Raw genomic sequence first — 14,317 nt, forward strand, 5'->3', positions numbered from 1 at the left:
TAGACACCGGGAACGCCTTCATTAGACTGGCTCTGCCGCACACTCTCCTGCGGTCTGTCCCGGTGTGCCCGCGTTTGAACGGGTATGCCTTGTAATAGCCCATCCTCTGAGCCAAGGACCGTGATCCCCGTGAAGGTCGGCATCCCCCGCGAGGTCAAGAACAACGAGTTCCGGGTGGCCATCACCCCCGCCGGCGTGCACGAGCTGGTGCGCCACGGCCACCAGGTGGTCATCGAGCGCGGAGCCGGCGTCGGCTCCTCGATCCCGGACGCCGAGTACGTCGCCGCCGGTGCCCGGACACTGGACACCGCCGACGAGGTCTGGGCCACCGCCGACCTGGTGCTGAAGGTCAAGGAGCCGATCGCGGAGGAGTACCACCGCCTCCGCAAGGACCAGACGCTCTTCACCTACCTGCACCTGGCCGCGTCCAAGGAGTGCACGGACGCCCTCGTCGAGTCCCGCACCACCGCGATCGCCTACGAGACGGTCGAGCTGCCCAGCCGCGCGCTGCCGCTGCTGGCCCCGATGTCCGAGGTCGCGGGCCGGCTGGCCCCGCAGGTCGGCGCCTACCACCTGATGGCCTCCAACGGCGGCCGCGGTGTGCTGCCGGGCGGCGTGCCGGGCGTGATCCCGGCCAAGGCCGTCGTCATCGGCGGTGGCGTCTCCGGCTGGAACGCCACCCAGATCGCCGTCGGCATGGGCTTCGACGTGACCCTGCTCGACCGCGACATCAACAAGCTGCGCGAAGCCGACAAGATCTTCGGCACCAAGGTCAAGGCCGTCATGTCCAACTCCTTCGAGCTGGAGAAGGCCGTCCTCGACGCGGACCTGGTCATCGGCGCGGTGCTCATCCCGGGCGCCAAGGCCCCGAAGCTGGTCACCAACGAGCTGGTCTCCCGGATGAAGCCGGGAAGTGTTCTTGTCGACATCGCGATCGACCAGGGCGGCTGCTTCGAGGACTCGCGTCCCACCACGCACGCCGAGCCGACCTTCCCGGTCCACAACTCGGTCTTCTACTGCGTCGCCAACATGCCGGGCGCGGTGTCCAACACCTCCACCAACGCCCTCACCAACGCCACGCTGCCGTACATCGTGGAGCTGGCCAACCGCGGCTGGGTCGAGGCGCTGCGCCGCGACCCCGCGCTGGCCAGGGGTCTCAACACGCATGACGGCAAGGTCGTTTACCGCGAGGTCGCCGACGCGCACGGCCTGGAGTACGTCGACCCGAGCACGCTGCTCGGCTAAGTCGGCGACCCACAAAGGCGATACGTCAACAAGTGCCGTCAACCCCGCACACCCGGCCGGACCTTGCCCGACAAGGTCCGGCCGCGTGTGTGTATGGTCACTTTGCGATTCTCGGTCAACTCGCCTCGAACGTAACGCTTCAACCGATTCGCGCACCGGTGAAACCTGCTGTGCGACGGCCGTACGCCCTTGACAGAGGGATGTTTCATTGCCGACACATCGGGCCGGGTCCGGCGGATTGTGTTGCTGCGGACGGCCGACACGCCATAGAGTCGCCGAACGTCGGCATGGTGCCACGCTGACCTGTCTAGAAGTTCCCTGGTCACCAAGGAGGTAAGACGACTTGTGAATGAGTCGACATTTACTCCCGGGGGTGGTCAACCAGGAATGCCTGCACGGGCCCACAGCCCGGGGCATCTCGAGGCTGTCGGCTCCGTCGCCGTACGTTCCTTCGCAGCCGCCCACCAGAGTCCGCAGGCAACTCTGACAGCACACATGAGTATGGATGGCCAACACGTGAACGCCATGGCCGGCGACGGAAGTGGCGCGCCCCGCAACCACTTCGCCGACTACGACGAACTGCCCGAGGGGCACTTCTACGACCCGGACGCGGAGTACGAGCCGGATCCCGAGTACGCCGCCACGCTCGCGCCCGACGCGGCCCGTCAGCGCCGTGAGCGCATCGGTCCGACCGGACGCCCGCTGCCGTACTTCCCGATCCCGGGCCCGCTGACCGATCACGGCCCCGCGAAGATCATCGCGATGTGCAACCAGAAGGGCGGCGTGGGCAAGACCACGTCGACCATCAACCTGGGTGCCGCGCTCGCCGAGTACGGGCGCCGGGTGCTGCTCGTCGACTTCGACCCGCAGGGCGCGCTGTCGGTCGGGCTCGGCGTCAACCCGATGGAGCTCGACCTCACCGTCTACAACCTGCTCATGGAGCGGGGCATGGCGGCCGACGAGGTGCTGCTGAAGACGGCGGTCCCCAACATGGACCTGCTGCCCAGCAACATCGACCTGTCGGCGGCCGAGGTGCAGCTGGTGAGCGAGGTCGCGCGCGAGTCCACGCTCCAGCGCGCGCTGAAGCCGCTGATGGACGACTACGACTACATCGTGATCGACTGTCAGCCCTCGCTCGGCCTGCTCACCGTCAACGCCCTGACCGCGGCGCACAAGGTGATCGTGCCGCTGGAGTGCGAGTTCTTCGCGCTGCGCGGTGTGGCCCTGCTGACCGAGACGATCGAGAAGGTCCAGGAGCGGCTCAACCCGGACCTGGAGCTCGACGGCATCCTCGCCACGATGTACGACTCGCGCACGGTGCACAGCCGTGAGGTGCTCGCGCGTGTCGTCGAGGCGTTCGACGACCACGTCTACCACACGGTCATCGGGCGCACGGTCCGCTTCCCGGAGACCACGGTCGCCGGTGAGCCGATCACCACCTACGCCTCCAACTCCGTCGGTGCCGCCGCCTACCGCCAGCTCGCCAGGGAGGTGCTCGCCCGGTGTCACGCCGAGTGAGTCTGCCGGGGGCCGACGAACTCTTCCGTACGACAGGGGGGATGGCGCTCCAGGCGTCCACCCCGCGGCGGCCGGCCAGCGGCGAGGCACGCGTGCCGGCGCCGGCGGGGGAGAGCGACCAGGCCGCCGCCGAGGACGCGCCGCAGTCGGTGCCCGCGCAGGGCGGCGACGGCGAGGGCGCCGAGCACGCGGCGGCGGACGCGGAACCGGGCTCGGCGGGCGAGTCGCGCAGCCGGGGCGCGGAGCGCTCCGCACGGCCCGCCGGGCCGGGCACGGGCGCGCAGGAAGGTTCTGCCGCCGCCCAGCCCCGCAAGCGCGGCAGGGCGGCCGCACGCCGCCCCAGCGGCCGTGAGCGGCACGACGAGAAGATCACCGTGTACGTCTCCGCCGAGGAGCTGATGGACCTGGAGCACGCCCGCCTGGTGCTCCGCGGAGAGCACGGCCTCGCCGTCGACCGCGGCCGCATCGTCCGCGAGGCGGTCGCCGTGGTCCTCGCCGACCTGGAATCCCGTGGGGACGCCAGCATCCTCGTACGACGGTTGCGCGGGCGGTAGCGGTAGCCTGCGGGGGCCATGACCTCGAACGACGCCTCCAGCCCCGGCCCCCGCGCCGGCCGTCGGCGCGCGCTGGGCCGAGGCCCCGGAGAACCCTCGGCGCCCGCCCCGGTCCTCCGGGAGGACGCGCAGCCCCGCACGGCGCCCGGCGAGCCGGCCGTCACTCAAGCGCCGTCGGAGGGTCTGCCCGAGGCCGCGCTCCCCGAGGCCCCGCCGCCCGCCGCTCAAGCGCTGTCGGAGGGTCTGCCGGAGGCCGCGCCCGCCGAGGTCGTGCCGGAGGCCGCGCTTCCCGTGGCTGTGCCGGAGGCCGCGCTCCCCGACGCCCCGTCCTCGGCCGCGACCGACCCGGCCGACGCCTCCTCTGAGACCGACGGCGACGGTGTCTTCAAGGTCCGGCTCGCCAACTTCGAGGGGCCGTTCGATCTGCTCCTTCAGCTGATCTCCAAGCACAAGATGGACGTCACCGAGGTCGCGCTGTCCAAGGTGACCGACGAGTTCATGGCGCACATCCGGGCGAGGGGGGCCGACTGGGACCTCGACGAGACCACCGAGTTCCTGGTGGTCGCCGCCACGCTGCTCGACCTGAAGGCGGCCCGCCTGCTGCCCGCCGCCGAGGTCGAGGACGAGGCCGACCTGGCGCTCCTGGAGGCCCGCGACCTGCTCTTCGCGCGGCTGCTCCAGTACCGCGCCTACAAGCAGATCGCGGAGATCTTCAACGAGCGGCTGGAGGCCGAGGCCCGCCGCTACCCCCGTACCGTCGGCCTGGAACCCCACCACGCCGAGCTGCTGCCCGAGGTCGTCATCAGCATCGGCCCCGAGGGCTTCGCCAAGCTCGCCGTGAAGGCCATGCAGCCCAAGCCCAGGCCGCAGGTGTACGTCGAGCACATCCACGCGCCCCTGGTCAGCGTGCAGGAGCAGGCCGGGATCGTGGTGGACCGGCTCAGGGAGCTGGGCGAGGCCAGCTTCCGCGTGCTGGTCCAGGACACCGCGGACACACTGACCGTCGTGGCCCGCTTCCTGGCCCTGCTGGAGCTGTACCGGGAGAAGGCCGTCGAGCTGGACCAGGAGACCGCGCTCGGTGACCTGCTGGTGCGCTGGACCGGCGGTGCCGAGGACGCCGGGCCGGTGGTGACCGACGAGTTCGACCGGCCGCCGGAGAAGACCGAGGAGGAGTGGAAGACGTGAGTGAGCAGACCACGGAGGCCGTGCGCGCACCGGACGGCGTCGCCGACCTCGACCTCAAGCCCGCACTCGAAGCCGTCCTCATGGTCGTCGACGAGCCCGCGAACGAGGAGCAGCTGGCGAAGATACTGCAACGCCCCCGGCGGCGCATCGCGGACGCCCTGCGGGAGCTGGCCGACGAGTACACCGTCCAGGGCCGCGGCTTCGAGCTGCGTCTGATCGCCGGCGGCTGGCGCTTCTACACCCGCCCCGAGTACGCCGCGGCCGTCGAGGGCTTCGTCCTGGACGGCCAGCACGCCCGCCTCACCCAGGCCGCGCTGGAGACCCTCGCCGTCGTCGCCTACCGCCAGCCGGTCAGCCGCAGCCGCGTCTCCGCGGTGCGCGGCGTGAACTGCGACGGCGTGATGCGCACCCTCCTGCAACGGGGTCTGGTCGAGGAGGCGGGCACGGAACCCGAAACAGGTGCGATCCTGTACGTGACGACGAACTACTTCCTGGAGCGGATGGGCCTGCGCGGCCTGGACGAGCTCCCGGAGCTCGCGCCCTTCCTCCCGGAGGCGGCGGCGATCGAGGCCGAGACGCTGGAAGGGGTCCCGTCGTTCGATCCGGACGCCCCGGATTCCGAGGACGCAGACGACAAGACGGAACTTTGATGCGAAGCAGCAGCGGCAGGAACAGCAGCGGAAACAACGGCGGGAGCCGTGGTGGCAACAGCGGCGGCCGCGGCGGGAGCAGTGGTGGCCGCGGTAACTACCGCGGCGCCGGTAGCAACCGCGACGACAAGCCGGGCGGCCGGCCGAAGAAGCCCCGCCCCGAGGAGCGCCGCTACGACGTGGGCCCCGGCGCCTCCCCCGAGGGCCCCAAGTCCGGGCGCGGCGGCGCGGCCCGCGGCGGGGCCAAGGGCGGCCCCAAGCGGCCCCAGCAGCGAGGACGCTCGGCTCCGGCCACGTCCCGCGAGTACGAGACGCGGGCCGAGGAGCGCAACCGGGAGCGGTACGCGGGAACTTCCGAGCGGAACGCGGGCAAGGCAGCCGTCAAGCCGGCCAAGACCTTCCCCGGCGCCGAGCAGGAGGGCGAGCGGCTGCAGAAGGTCCTCGCGCGCGCGGGCTACGGCTCCCGGCGGGCCTGCGAGGAGCTGATCGAGCAGGCGCGGGTCGAGATCAACGGCGAGATCGTGCTGGAGCAGGGCAGGCGGGTCGACCCGGAGAAGGACGAGGTCAAGGTCGACGGCCTGACCGTCGCCACGCAGTCGTACCAGTTCTTCTCGCTCAACAAGCCCGCCGGTGTCGTCTCCACGATGGAGGACCCGGAGGGCCGCCAGTGCCTCGGCGACTACGTCACCAACCGTGAGACCCGCCTCTTCCACGTGGGCCGGCTCGACACCGAGACCGAGGGTGTCATCCTGCTCACCAACCACGGCGAGCTGGCGCACCGCCTGACCCACCCCCGGTACGGCGTGAAGAAGACCTACCTCGCGCACATCGTGGGCCCGATCCCGCGCGACCTCGGCAAGCGCCTCAAGGACGGCATCCAGCTGGAGGACGGGTACGCGCGCGCGGACCACTTCCGGGTCGTCGAGCAGACCGGCAAGAACTACCTGGTCGAGGTCACCCTCCACGAGGGCCGCAAGCACATCGTCCGCCGGATGCTGTCGGAGGCGGGCTTCCCCGTCGACCAGCTGGTCCGCACCGGCTTCGGCCCGATCACGCTGGGCGACCAGAAGTCGGGCTGGCTGCGCCGGCTGTCCAACACGGAGGTCGGGATGCTGATGTCGGAGGTCGAGCTCTAGGCGTCCCCTCAGGGTTGTCCTGACCGACCCACCCCCTTTATAGTCCTAGTGACTATTAAGGGGGTGGGTCGTTCTGCACGGCTACGACAAGCACGCCTTCGAGCCCTTCGCCGTCACCGTCGATCTCGCCGTCCTCACGCTGCGCGCGGGCGCGCTGCACGTGCTGCTCGTCGAGCGCGGCCAGGCGCCGTACGCCGGCCGCTGGGCGCTGCCGGGCGGCTTCCTGCTGCCGGACGAGTCGGCGGAGACGGCCGCCCGGCGCGAGCTGGCCGAGGAGACCGGCCTGGCGGACGTGACCGGGCTGCACCTGGAGCAGCTGCGGACCTACAGCGAACCCGGCCGCGACCCCCGGATGCGGGTCGTCTCCGTCGCCTTCGCCGCCCTGCTGCCCGACCCGCCCGAGCCGCACGCCGGCACCGACGCGGCCGAGGCCCGCTGGATGCCGTACGACGAGGCCCGCGGCCTCGCCTTCGACCACGACCGGATCCTGGCCGACGCCCGGACCCGCCTCGGCGGCAGGCTGGAGTACACCTGCCTGGCCACTGCTTTCTGCCCGCCCGAGTTCACGCTCGGCGAGCTCCAGCAGGTCTACGAGACGGTGTGGGGCACGGCTCTCGACCGGCCCAACTTCCGCCGCAAGGTCCTCGCCACCCCGGGTTTCGTGGAGCCCGTCCCCGGCGCCGCCCGGCTGACCGGAGGCCGCGGCAAGCCCGCCGCGCTGTATCGCGCGGGCCCCGCCACCACCCTGCACCCGCCCCTGCTCCGCACCCCTCGGGAAGGACGCCCCGCATGACCACGAACACCGTCACCAAGCGCGCCGCCACCGGAGCGCTCACCGGCCTCGCCCTCGGCGACGCGCTGGGCTTCCCGACCGAGTTCAACGACGTCCCGTCGATCCTCGCCAAGTGCGGCCCCTGGCGCGAGATGACGCTGCCGGACCCGGCGTTCGTCACCGACGACACGCAGATGACGCTGGCGTTGGGGAAGGGGGTGCGGACGGCCATGGACCGCGGGGTCCTCGCGCCCGAGGGTATGACCGAACCGGTGCGGCAGGAGTTCGTCGCCTGGAACCGTTCACCGGAGAACAACCGGGCGCCGGGCAACACCTGCCTGCGCGCCTGCGACCTCCTGGAACGACCGGACCGCCCCTGGCAGGACGCCAGCCAGGTCGGCTCCAAGGGCTGCGGCGCCAACATGCGCGTCGCGCCCATAGGACTCGTCCCCGGCCTCAGTGACGAACAGCGCGCGGGCGCCGCCCAGTTGCAGTCCGCGCTCACCCACGGCCACCCCACCGCGCTCGCCGCCTCCGACCTGACCGCGCACGCCGTCCGGCTGCTCGCGGGGGGAGCCGAACCGACCGGTCTGGTCGGGCTGCTGCGCTCGTACGCCTACGACAACCGCGGCCGCTACCACGAGCGCTGGCTCGGCGATCTGTGGACCCGCGCCCAGGACCCCACGCCCGAGCACTTCATTGCCCGCGGCTGGGACGAGTGCCTGGCGATCCTCGACCGTCTCCAGCACGCCGTGCGCACCGCCTCGCCCGAGACCGACCCCTGCCTGTCCGTCGGCGAGGGCTGGATCGCGGAGGAGGCCATGGCGGCCGGGCTGCTCTGCTTCCTGCTCTTCGTCGACGAGCCGCTGACCGCCCTGCGCCGCGGCGCCTGCACCTCCGGCGACTCCGACTCCATCGCCTGCCTCGCGGGCGCGTTCGCCGGCGCGCACCTGGGCGCCGACGCCTGGCCCGCCGAGTGGGCCGACCGCATCGAGTACCGGGGCGACCTGCTGTCCCTGGGCGCGCTCTGGGACGCTTGAGTTCGCCACCGTCTCCGGCGCCCACCTCCACGGCTTCCCGTCCCGCGACTCGGACGTCGACCTGCGCGGCGTCCACCTGTTGTCCGCCGCGGACCTGGTCGGGCTGCGCGAGCCGGAGGAGACCCGGTCGCGGGATGTGGGACCGGGACGGCGTCGAGATGGACCTGGTCACGCACGACCTGCGCAAGTTCGTCCGGCTGATGCTCCGGCGCAACGGCTATGTGCTGGAGCAGCTGCTGTCGCCGCTGGTCGTGCACACCACCGAGGCGCACCGGGAGCCGGCCGCGCTCGCCCCGGACGTCCTCACCGGCCATCACGCCCACCACTACCGGGGGTTCGCGCAGACCCAGTGGCGGCTGTTCGAGAAGACCGGCGAGCTGAAGCCGGCCCGTGGAGAGCTGAGGCGCGCCGGGTGCGGGCCAGGAAGTCCTCGACGCGGCGGCGGTCCGGCTCGGCGGGCAGCGGGCTGCGGTGGACGGCCTCCTCGCTCTCCCCGGCCAGACGCGTCATGCGGCTCTCCACCTCCGGCCAGGGGACCTCGCCGCGCTTCACGGCGAGCAGCGCCTCGCGCCGGTCGCCGACGTCGATGGTGAGCGTGCCCGTGCGCAGCAGTTCGCGGGCGGACTCCAGCAGCCGCAGCAGGTGCATCGCGTGCTTCCACCGCGGGGCGCCGTGCGTGCGGACGTCGGCGTCCAGCTTGCGGCGCTGGCCGTGCGCGATGGGGGCACCGCCCGCGCGAGCGAAGCCGAGCGTGGGGGAGGGTGAACGTGTCGTGGGCGCGGCGGGAGAGGAACGCGTCGCGCAGGGACAGCAGTTCACGGCCCGTGGCGTCGGCGTACTCCACGAGCGGGGAGTGCAGGCACTCCAGGATGTTGGGGTTCGCGCGCAGGGCCAGGTCGCAGAAGCGCTCCAGCTCCCAGGCGAACTGCTCCTCGGCCGGGCCCTCCACGTGGGTCGGCGGCTTTTCGAAGCGCCAGAAGAGGGGAGTGGGGGCGAGGAAGACGCCCCGGCGGTCGGTGTCGCTGTCCTCCGTCGCCAGGCCGAAGGCGCGCGAGCCCATGACACAGGCGTAGATCGTGTGGTCGCGCACCAGCAGCTCGGGGTCCATGCCGGGGAGCGTACGCGGGCGCCTCACGCCAGGCGGACCGAATTTCCCTCCACCGTGATCCGCTTCTCGGGCAGCGGTTCGGTCGCCGGTCCCTGCTCCACCGAGCCGTCGGCGACACTGAACCGGCTGTTGTGGCAGGCGCAGTCGATGGTGCCGTCGCGCACGTCCGACACGATGCAGCCCTGATGGGTGCAGACCGCCGAGAACGCCTTGAAGTCGCCCGGTTCCGGCTGGGTCACCACGATCTTCTGCTCCGCGAGGATCCTGCCGCCGCGCACCGGGATGTCGTCCGTCGTCGTCAGCTCCTGCCCCGGGGAGGTCTCGGCGTCCCCGGATTCGTCGCCGCTGCCGCAGCCGACGGCGAGCGCCGCCGCGCCCGCCGAGAGGAGGGCCGTACGACGCGTCGGGCCGTTGTTCATGGGTCACTCCGAGAGGGATGCGGGAAGAGGTGCCGATCAGGGGCCAGCGTCTCAGGGGACGGGCGCCCCGGGCCGGTACCCGGCGGGCTGACTAGGCTGGACGGACCAAGAACCGATACGCACGTCAGCAAGGAGCATGCCGTGGCGGTACGAGCGGTCCGGGGCGCCGTCCAACTGGAACGGGACGAGGCCGGGCACATGGACAAGCAGGTCGCTGCCCTGCTGACCGCCATCATGGAGCGCAACGGCCTGTCGGCCGACAGCCTGATCAGCCTGTGGTTCACGGCCACCCCCGATCTGCACAGCGACTTCCCGGCCGCCGCCGCCCGCGGGCTCGGCATCACCGACGTGCCGCTGATCTGCGCCCAGGAGCTGGACATCGAGGGCGCCATGCCCCGCGTCGTCCGGGTCCTCGCCCACATCGAGTCCGACCGGCCCCGCGCCGAGATCGCCCACGTCTACCTCGGCGCCGCCGCGGCCCTGCGCAAGGACATCGCCCAGTGAGAACCGCACTCGTCATCGGCACCGGCCTCATCGGCACCTCCGCCGCCCTCGCGCTGACCCAGCGCGGCGTCACCGTCCACCTCGCCGACCACGACCCCGAGCAGGCGCGCACCGCCACCGCGCTCGGCGCCGGCACCGACGTGCCCCCCGAGGGCCCCGTCGACCTGGCGATCGTCGCGGCTCCGCCCGCCCTGGTGGCCGGCGTCCTCGCCGACGCCATGGGGCGCGGCGCCGCCCGCGGGTACATCGACGTGGCCAGCGTCAAGGGCGGTCCCCGGCGGGAGCTGGAGGCCCGCGGCCTCGACCTGTCGTCCTACATCGGCACGCACCCCATGTCCGGCCGCGAGAAGTCCGGCCCGCTGGCCGCCACCGGCGACCTCTTCGAAGGCCGCCCGTGGGTGCTGACCCCGACCCGGGACACCGACACCGAGGTGCTGAACCTCGCCCTGGAGCTGATCTCGCACTGCCGCGCGGTGCCGGTGGTGATGGACGCGGACGCCCACGACCGCGCCGTGGCCCTCGTCTCGCACATGCCCCACCTGGTCTCCAGCATGGTCGCCGCCCGCCTGGAGCACGCCGAGGAGGCCGCCGTACGGCTGTGCGGCCAGGGCATCCGCGACGTCACCCGGATCGCCGCCTCCGACCCCCGGATGTGGATCGACATCCTCTCCGCGAACCCGGGCCCGGTCGCCGACCTGCTCACCGACGTCGCCGCCGACCTGGAGGAGACGGTACGGGCCCTGCGCGCCCTCCAGTCCTCCGACGAGGACAAGCGCACCGAGGGCGGCACCGGTATCGCCTCGGTGCTGCGGCGCGGCAACGCCGGACAGGTCCGCGTCCCCGGCAAGCACGGCTCCGCCCCGCGGGCCTACGAGACCGTGGCCGTCCTCATCGACGACCAGCCCGGCCAGCTGGCCCGCATCTTCGCGGACGCGGGACTGGCCGGCGTCAACATCGAGGACGTACGCATCGAGCACGCGACCGGCCAGCAGGCGGGTCTGGTGCAGCTCATGGTGGAGCCGAAGGCCGCCGCCGTCCTCACCGCGTCCCTCAAGGACCGGGGCTGGGCCATCCGGCAGTGATCGGGTAGCTCGTACGGCTGTAATAGGGGCTCCGGGGACCCAGTAACCTTGTGCGGGACGCGCTCGCGTCCCGCACACCACCCACCGCACCGCACCAGGAAGGTGTCCCCTCGTGGAAAACGGCGCCGCCCCGACCGTCCCGGCCGTGATTGTCGCCATCGACGGCCCCTCCGGCACGGGCAAGTCGAGCACGTCGAAGGCCGTGGCCGCGCAGCTCGGCCTGAGCTACCTGGACACCGGGGCCCAGTACCGGGCGATCACGTGGTGGATGGTGACCAACGGCATCGACACCGACGACCCGCACGCGATCGCCGCCGCGGCCGGCAAGCCCGAGATCGTCTCCGGCACCGACCCGGCGGGCCCCGCCATCACGGTCGACGGTGCGGACGTGTCCGGCCCGATCCGCACCCAGGAGGTCACCTCCAAGGTCAGCGCGGTCAGCGCCGTCCCGGAGATCCGTGTCCGGATCACCGAGCTGCAGCGCTCCATCGCCGCCGCCGCGCCGCTCGGCATCGTCGTCGAGGGCCGCGACATCGGCACGACCGTGCTGCCGGACGCCGACCTGAAGATCTTCCTCACCGCCTCCCCGGAGGCCCGCGCCGCCCGCCGCAGCGGCGAGCTGAAGGGCGCCGACGTCAACGCCACCCGCGAGGCCCTGATCAAGCGGGACGCGGCCGACTCCACCCGGAAGACCTCCCCGCTGGCCAAGGCCGGCGACGCGGTCGAGGTGGACACCACCGCCCTCACCCTGCCGCAGGTCATCGAGTGTGTCGTCACCCTCGTCGAGGAGAAGCGGGCGGGGAAGTGACCGAGGTCCCTTCGGCGCGGGGCGCCGAGGTCGGGCGGCGCATCGGCGTGGGCCTGATGTACGGGCTGTGGAAGCCGCGCGTGCTGGGCGCCTGGCGGGTGCCCGCGAGTGGCCCGGTGATCTACGCCGTCAACCACTCGCACAACATCGACGGCCCCATGGTCATGGGCGTGGCGCCCCGGCCGACGCACTTCCTGATCAAGAAGGAGGCGTTCATCGGCCCGCTCGGACCCTTCCTGACCGGCATCGGCCAGCTCAAGGTGGACCGCCACTCCACCGACCGCACGGCCATCGGGCAGGCGCTCGGCGTGCTGCAGAACGGCGGCGTGCTGGGCATCTTCCCGGAGGGCACCCGGGGTGTCGGCGACTTCGCCTCGCTGCGCGCCGGGCTCGCCTACTTCGCGGTCCGCAGCGGCGCCCCGATCGTCCCGGTCGCCGTGCTGGGAAGTACCGACCGTCCCGGACGGTTGATAAAAGCGCTGCCTCCCCTGCGTTCGCGGGTCGACGTCGTCTTCGGCGACCCCTTCGACGCGGGTGAAGGCAGCGGACGCCGCACCCGCAAGGCGCTGGACGAGGCCACCGAACGCATCCAGAAGCAGCTCACCGCGCACCTGGAAAACGCCAGGCGGCTCACCACCCGCTAGGCGACACTTGAGTAGTGGATCACCCAGTACAGGGGTGTTCCACCGATCACCACGATGAACGAGGTACGGACTTCATGAACGACCACATCCACTCCGAGGGCTCGGGCGAGGAGCACGACCACGGGGCGCTCGGCGACGCCGAGTACACGCAGTTCATGGAGCTGGCCACCGACGAGGGCTTCGACGTCGAGGAGGTCGAGGGCGCGATCGAGGAGGCCGGGCACGGCCCGCTGCCCGTCCTCGCCGTCGTCGGCCGTCCCAATGTCGGCAAGTCGACCCTGGTGAACCGCATCATCGGCCGCCGCGAGGCCGTCGTCGAGGACAAGCCGGGCGTCACCCGCGACCGCGTCACCTACGAGGCCGAGTGGGCCGGCCGCCGCTTCAAGCTCGTCGACACCGGCGGCTGGGAGCAGGACGTCCTCGGCATCGACGCCTCCGTGGCCGCACAGGCCGAGTACGCCATCGAGGCCGCCGACGCGGTCGTCTTCGTCGTGGACGCCAAGGTCGGCGCCACCGACACCGACGAGGCGGTCGTACGGCTGCTGCGCAAGGCCGGCAAGCCCGTCGTGCTGTGCGCCAACAAGGTGGACGGCCCGAGCGGCGAGGCCGACGCCGCCTACCTCTGGTCGCTGGGCCTGGGCGAGCCGCACCCGGTCTCCGCGCTGCACGGCCGGGGCACCGGCGACATGCTGGACCAGGTCCTGGAGGCCCTGCCCGAGGCACCGCGCGAGTCCTTCGGCGGCGGCATCGGCGGCCCGCGGCGCATCGCCCTGATCGGCCGCCCGAACGTCGGCAAGTCCTCGCTGCTGAACAAGGTGGCCGGCGAGGAGCGCGTCGTCGTCAACGAACTGGCCGGCACCACCCGCGACCCGGTCGACGAGCTGATCGAACTCGGCGGCGTGACCTGGAAGTTCGTCGACACCGCGGGCATCCGCAAGCGCGTCCACCTCCAGCAGGGCGCCGACTACTACGCCTCGCTGCGCACCGCCGCCGCCGTCGAGAAGGCGGAGGTCGCCGTCATCCTCGTCGACGCCTCCGAGTCGATCTCGGTCCAGGACCAGCGGATCGTCACCATGGCCGTCGAGGCGGGCCGCGCGATCGTCGTCGCCTACAACAAGTGGGACACCCTCGACGAGGAGCGCCGCTACTACCTGGAGCGGGAGATCGAGACCGAGCTGGGCCAGGTGGCGTGGGCGCCGCGGGTCAACGTCTCGGCGCAGACCGGCCGCCACATGGAGAAGCTGGTCCCCGCGATCGAGACCGCGCTGGCCGGCTGGGAGACCCGCGTCCCCACGGGCCGGCTGAACGCCTTCCTCGGCGAGCTGGTCGCCGCCCACCCGCACCCGGTGCGCGGCGGCAAGCAGCCCCGCATCCTCTTCGGCACGCAGGCCGGCACCAAGCCGCCGCGCTTCGTGCTCTTCGCCTCCGGCTTCATCGAGGCGGGCTACCGGCGGTTCATCGAGCGCCGGCTGCGTGAGGAGTTCGGCTTCGACGGGACGCCGATCCATATCTCGGTGCGGGTGCGCGAGAAGCGCGGCGCGAAGAAGAAGTAGCGGTCGTGGGGGCGGAGTGGGGGGGGCCCCGGCCCCGGGGGGCCCCCGGCCGGGGGGGGGGGGGGGGGCGTCACCCCCCCCCGCGGCCCGGGGGGGGGC

At 72.1% G+C, this 14,317-nt stretch carries 14 protein-coding genes and 2 pseudogenes; 14 read left to right on the plus strand and 2 right to left on the minus strand.

Going from position 1 to position 14,317, the window contains the following annotated elements; genetic code table 11:
* Positions 1-129 precede the first annotated feature (129 nt).
* The 9 genes and pseudogenes from ald to ACFWR9_RS35310 all read left to right on the plus strand — a co-directional run.
* A complete protein-coding gene (gene ald / locus ACFWR9_RS35270) occupies positions 130-1,245 on the plus strand; it encodes an alanine dehydrogenase (RefSeq protein WP_383849610.1) in 1,116 nt (371 codons plus the stop codon).
* 387 nt (positions 1,246-1,632) lie between these two features.
* Positions 1,633-2,763, plus strand: a complete 1,131-nt coding sequence (locus tag ACFWR9_RS35275) for a ParA family protein (RefSeq protein WP_383849613.1) — start codon at positions 1,633-1,635, stop codon at positions 2,761-2,763.
* On the plus strand, positions 2,760-3,317 hold the full coding sequence (locus ACFWR9_RS35280; protein WP_383849654.1) for a hypothetical protein: 558 nt from the start codon (positions 2,760-2,762) through the stop codon (positions 3,315-3,317). The genes ACFWR9_RS35275 and ACFWR9_RS35280 overlap by 4 nt, the downstream gene beginning before the upstream one ends.
* A gap of 18 nt (positions 3,318-3,335) precedes the next feature.
* Positions 3,336-4,502: a segregation/condensation protein A gene (locus ACFWR9_RS35285; RefSeq protein WP_383849616.1), complete on the plus strand. Its 1,167-nt coding sequence runs from the start codon at positions 3,336-3,338 to the stop codon at positions 4,500-4,502.
* Positions 4,499-5,152: an SMC-Scp complex subunit ScpB gene (gene scpB / locus ACFWR9_RS35290; protein ID WP_383849619.1), complete on the plus strand. Its 654-nt coding sequence runs from the start codon at positions 4,499-4,501 to the stop codon at positions 5,150-5,152. Before ACFWR9_RS35285 ends, scpB begins: the two co-directional genes overlap by 4 nt.
* The gene (locus ACFWR9_RS35295) at positions 5,152-6,288 is read left to right on the plus strand and encodes a pseudouridine synthase (protein WP_383849621.1); all 1,137 of its coding nucleotides are present in this window, start codon (positions 5,152-5,154) and stop codon (positions 6,286-6,288) included. Before scpB ends, ACFWR9_RS35295 begins: the two co-directional genes overlap by 1 nt.
* 73 nt (positions 6,289-6,361) lie before the next feature.
* The gene (locus tag ACFWR9_RS35300) at positions 6,362-7,081 is read left to right on the plus strand and encodes an NUDIX domain-containing protein (RefSeq protein WP_383849657.1); all 720 of its coding nucleotides are present in this window, start codon (positions 6,362-6,364) and stop codon (positions 7,079-7,081) included.
* On the plus strand, positions 7,078-8,100 hold the full coding sequence (locus tag ACFWR9_RS35305) for an ADP-ribosylglycohydrolase family protein (RefSeq protein ID WP_383849624.1): 1,023 nt from the start codon (positions 7,078-7,080) through the stop codon (positions 8,098-8,100). The genes ACFWR9_RS35300 and ACFWR9_RS35305 overlap by 4 nt, the downstream gene beginning before the upstream one ends.
* Positions 8,096-8,486: pseudogene (locus ACFWR9_RS35310) on the plus strand (DNA polymerase beta superfamily protein); the annotation flags it as partial. The gene ACFWR9_RS35305 and the pseudogene ACFWR9_RS35310, both read left to right, overlap by 5 nt.
* Here ACFWR9_RS35310 and ACFWR9_RS35315 read toward each other — a convergent pair.
* Positions 8,404-9,208 (minus strand): annotated as a pseudogene (locus ACFWR9_RS35315) (DNA polymerase beta superfamily protein). The pseudogenes ACFWR9_RS35310 and ACFWR9_RS35315 sit on opposite strands and share 83 nt — an antisense overlap.
* A 23-nt stretch (positions 9,209-9,231) precedes the next feature.
* Positions 9,232-9,627, minus strand: a complete 396-nt coding sequence (locus ACFWR9_RS35320; RefSeq protein WP_383849627.1) for a Rieske (2Fe-2S) protein — start codon at positions 9,625-9,627, stop codon at positions 9,232-9,234.
* A gap of 141 nt (positions 9,628-9,768) precedes the next feature.
* On the opposite strand from ACFWR9_RS35320, the gene aroH reads away from it, so the two are divergent.
* The 5 genes from aroH (at position 9,769) to der (ending at position 14,218) form a co-directional block, all read left to right on the plus strand.
* Positions 9,769-10,131, plus strand: coding sequence for a chorismate mutase (gene aroH, locus ACFWR9_RS35325; protein WP_383849630.1), 363 nt, complete (start codon positions 9,769-9,771; stop codon positions 10,129-10,131).
* On the plus strand, positions 10,128-11,213 hold the full coding sequence (locus tag ACFWR9_RS35330) for a prephenate dehydrogenase (RefSeq protein WP_383849633.1): 1,086 nt from the start codon (positions 10,128-10,130) through the stop codon (positions 11,211-11,213). The genes aroH and ACFWR9_RS35330 overlap by 4 nt, the downstream gene beginning before the upstream one ends.
* 112 nt (positions 11,214-11,325) lie before the next feature.
* Positions 11,326-12,021 (plus strand): (d)CMP kinase, encoded by a 696-nt coding sequence (gene cmk, locus ACFWR9_RS35335; protein ID WP_383849635.1) that lies wholly within the window; start codon positions 11,326-11,328, stop codon positions 12,019-12,021.
* A complete protein-coding gene (locus ACFWR9_RS35340; RefSeq protein WP_383849638.1) occupies positions 12,018-12,665 on the plus strand; it encodes a lysophospholipid acyltransferase family protein in 648 nt (215 codons plus the stop codon). The genes cmk and ACFWR9_RS35340 overlap by 4 nt, the downstream gene beginning before the upstream one ends.
* Positions 12,666-12,739: 74 nt before the next feature.
* A complete protein-coding gene (gene der / locus ACFWR9_RS35345) occupies positions 12,740-14,218 on the plus strand; it encodes a ribosome biogenesis GTPase Der (RefSeq protein WP_383849641.1) in 1,479 nt (492 codons plus the stop codon).
* Positions 14,219-14,317: the final 99 nt, after the last annotated feature.

The organism is Streptomyces sp. NPDC058534 (assembly GCF_042717365.1).
Lineage (GTDB): Bacteria > Actinomycetota > Actinomycetes > Streptomycetales > Streptomycetaceae > Streptomyces.

What these genes read in the sequence shown, in the direction of transcription:
- ACFWR9_RS35285 (WP_383849616.1), top strand. Translation starts at nt 3,336, where the DNA reads ATGACCTCGAACGACGCCTCCAGCCCCGGCCCCCGCGCCGGCCGTCGG.
- der (WP_383849641.1), top strand. Translation starts at nt 12,740, where the DNA reads ATGAACGACCACATCCACTCCGAGGGCTCGGGCGAGGAGCACGACCAC.
- ACFWR9_RS35275 (WP_383849613.1), top strand. Translation starts at nt 1,633, where the DNA reads ATGCCTGCACGGGCCCACAGCCCGGGGCATCTCGAGGCTGTCGGCTCC.
- ACFWR9_RS35320 (WP_383849627.1), bottom strand. Translation starts at nt 9,627, where the DNA reads ATGAACAACGGCCCGACGCGTCGTACGGCCCTCCTCTCGGCGGGCGCG.
- ACFWR9_RS35295 (WP_383849621.1), top strand. Translation starts at nt 5,152, where the DNA reads ATGCGAAGCAGCAGCGGCAGGAACAGCAGCGGAAACAACGGCGGGAGC.
- ACFWR9_RS35305 (WP_383849624.1), top strand. Translation starts at nt 7,078, where the DNA reads ATGACCACGAACACCGTCACCAAGCGCGCCGCCACCGGAGCGCTCACC.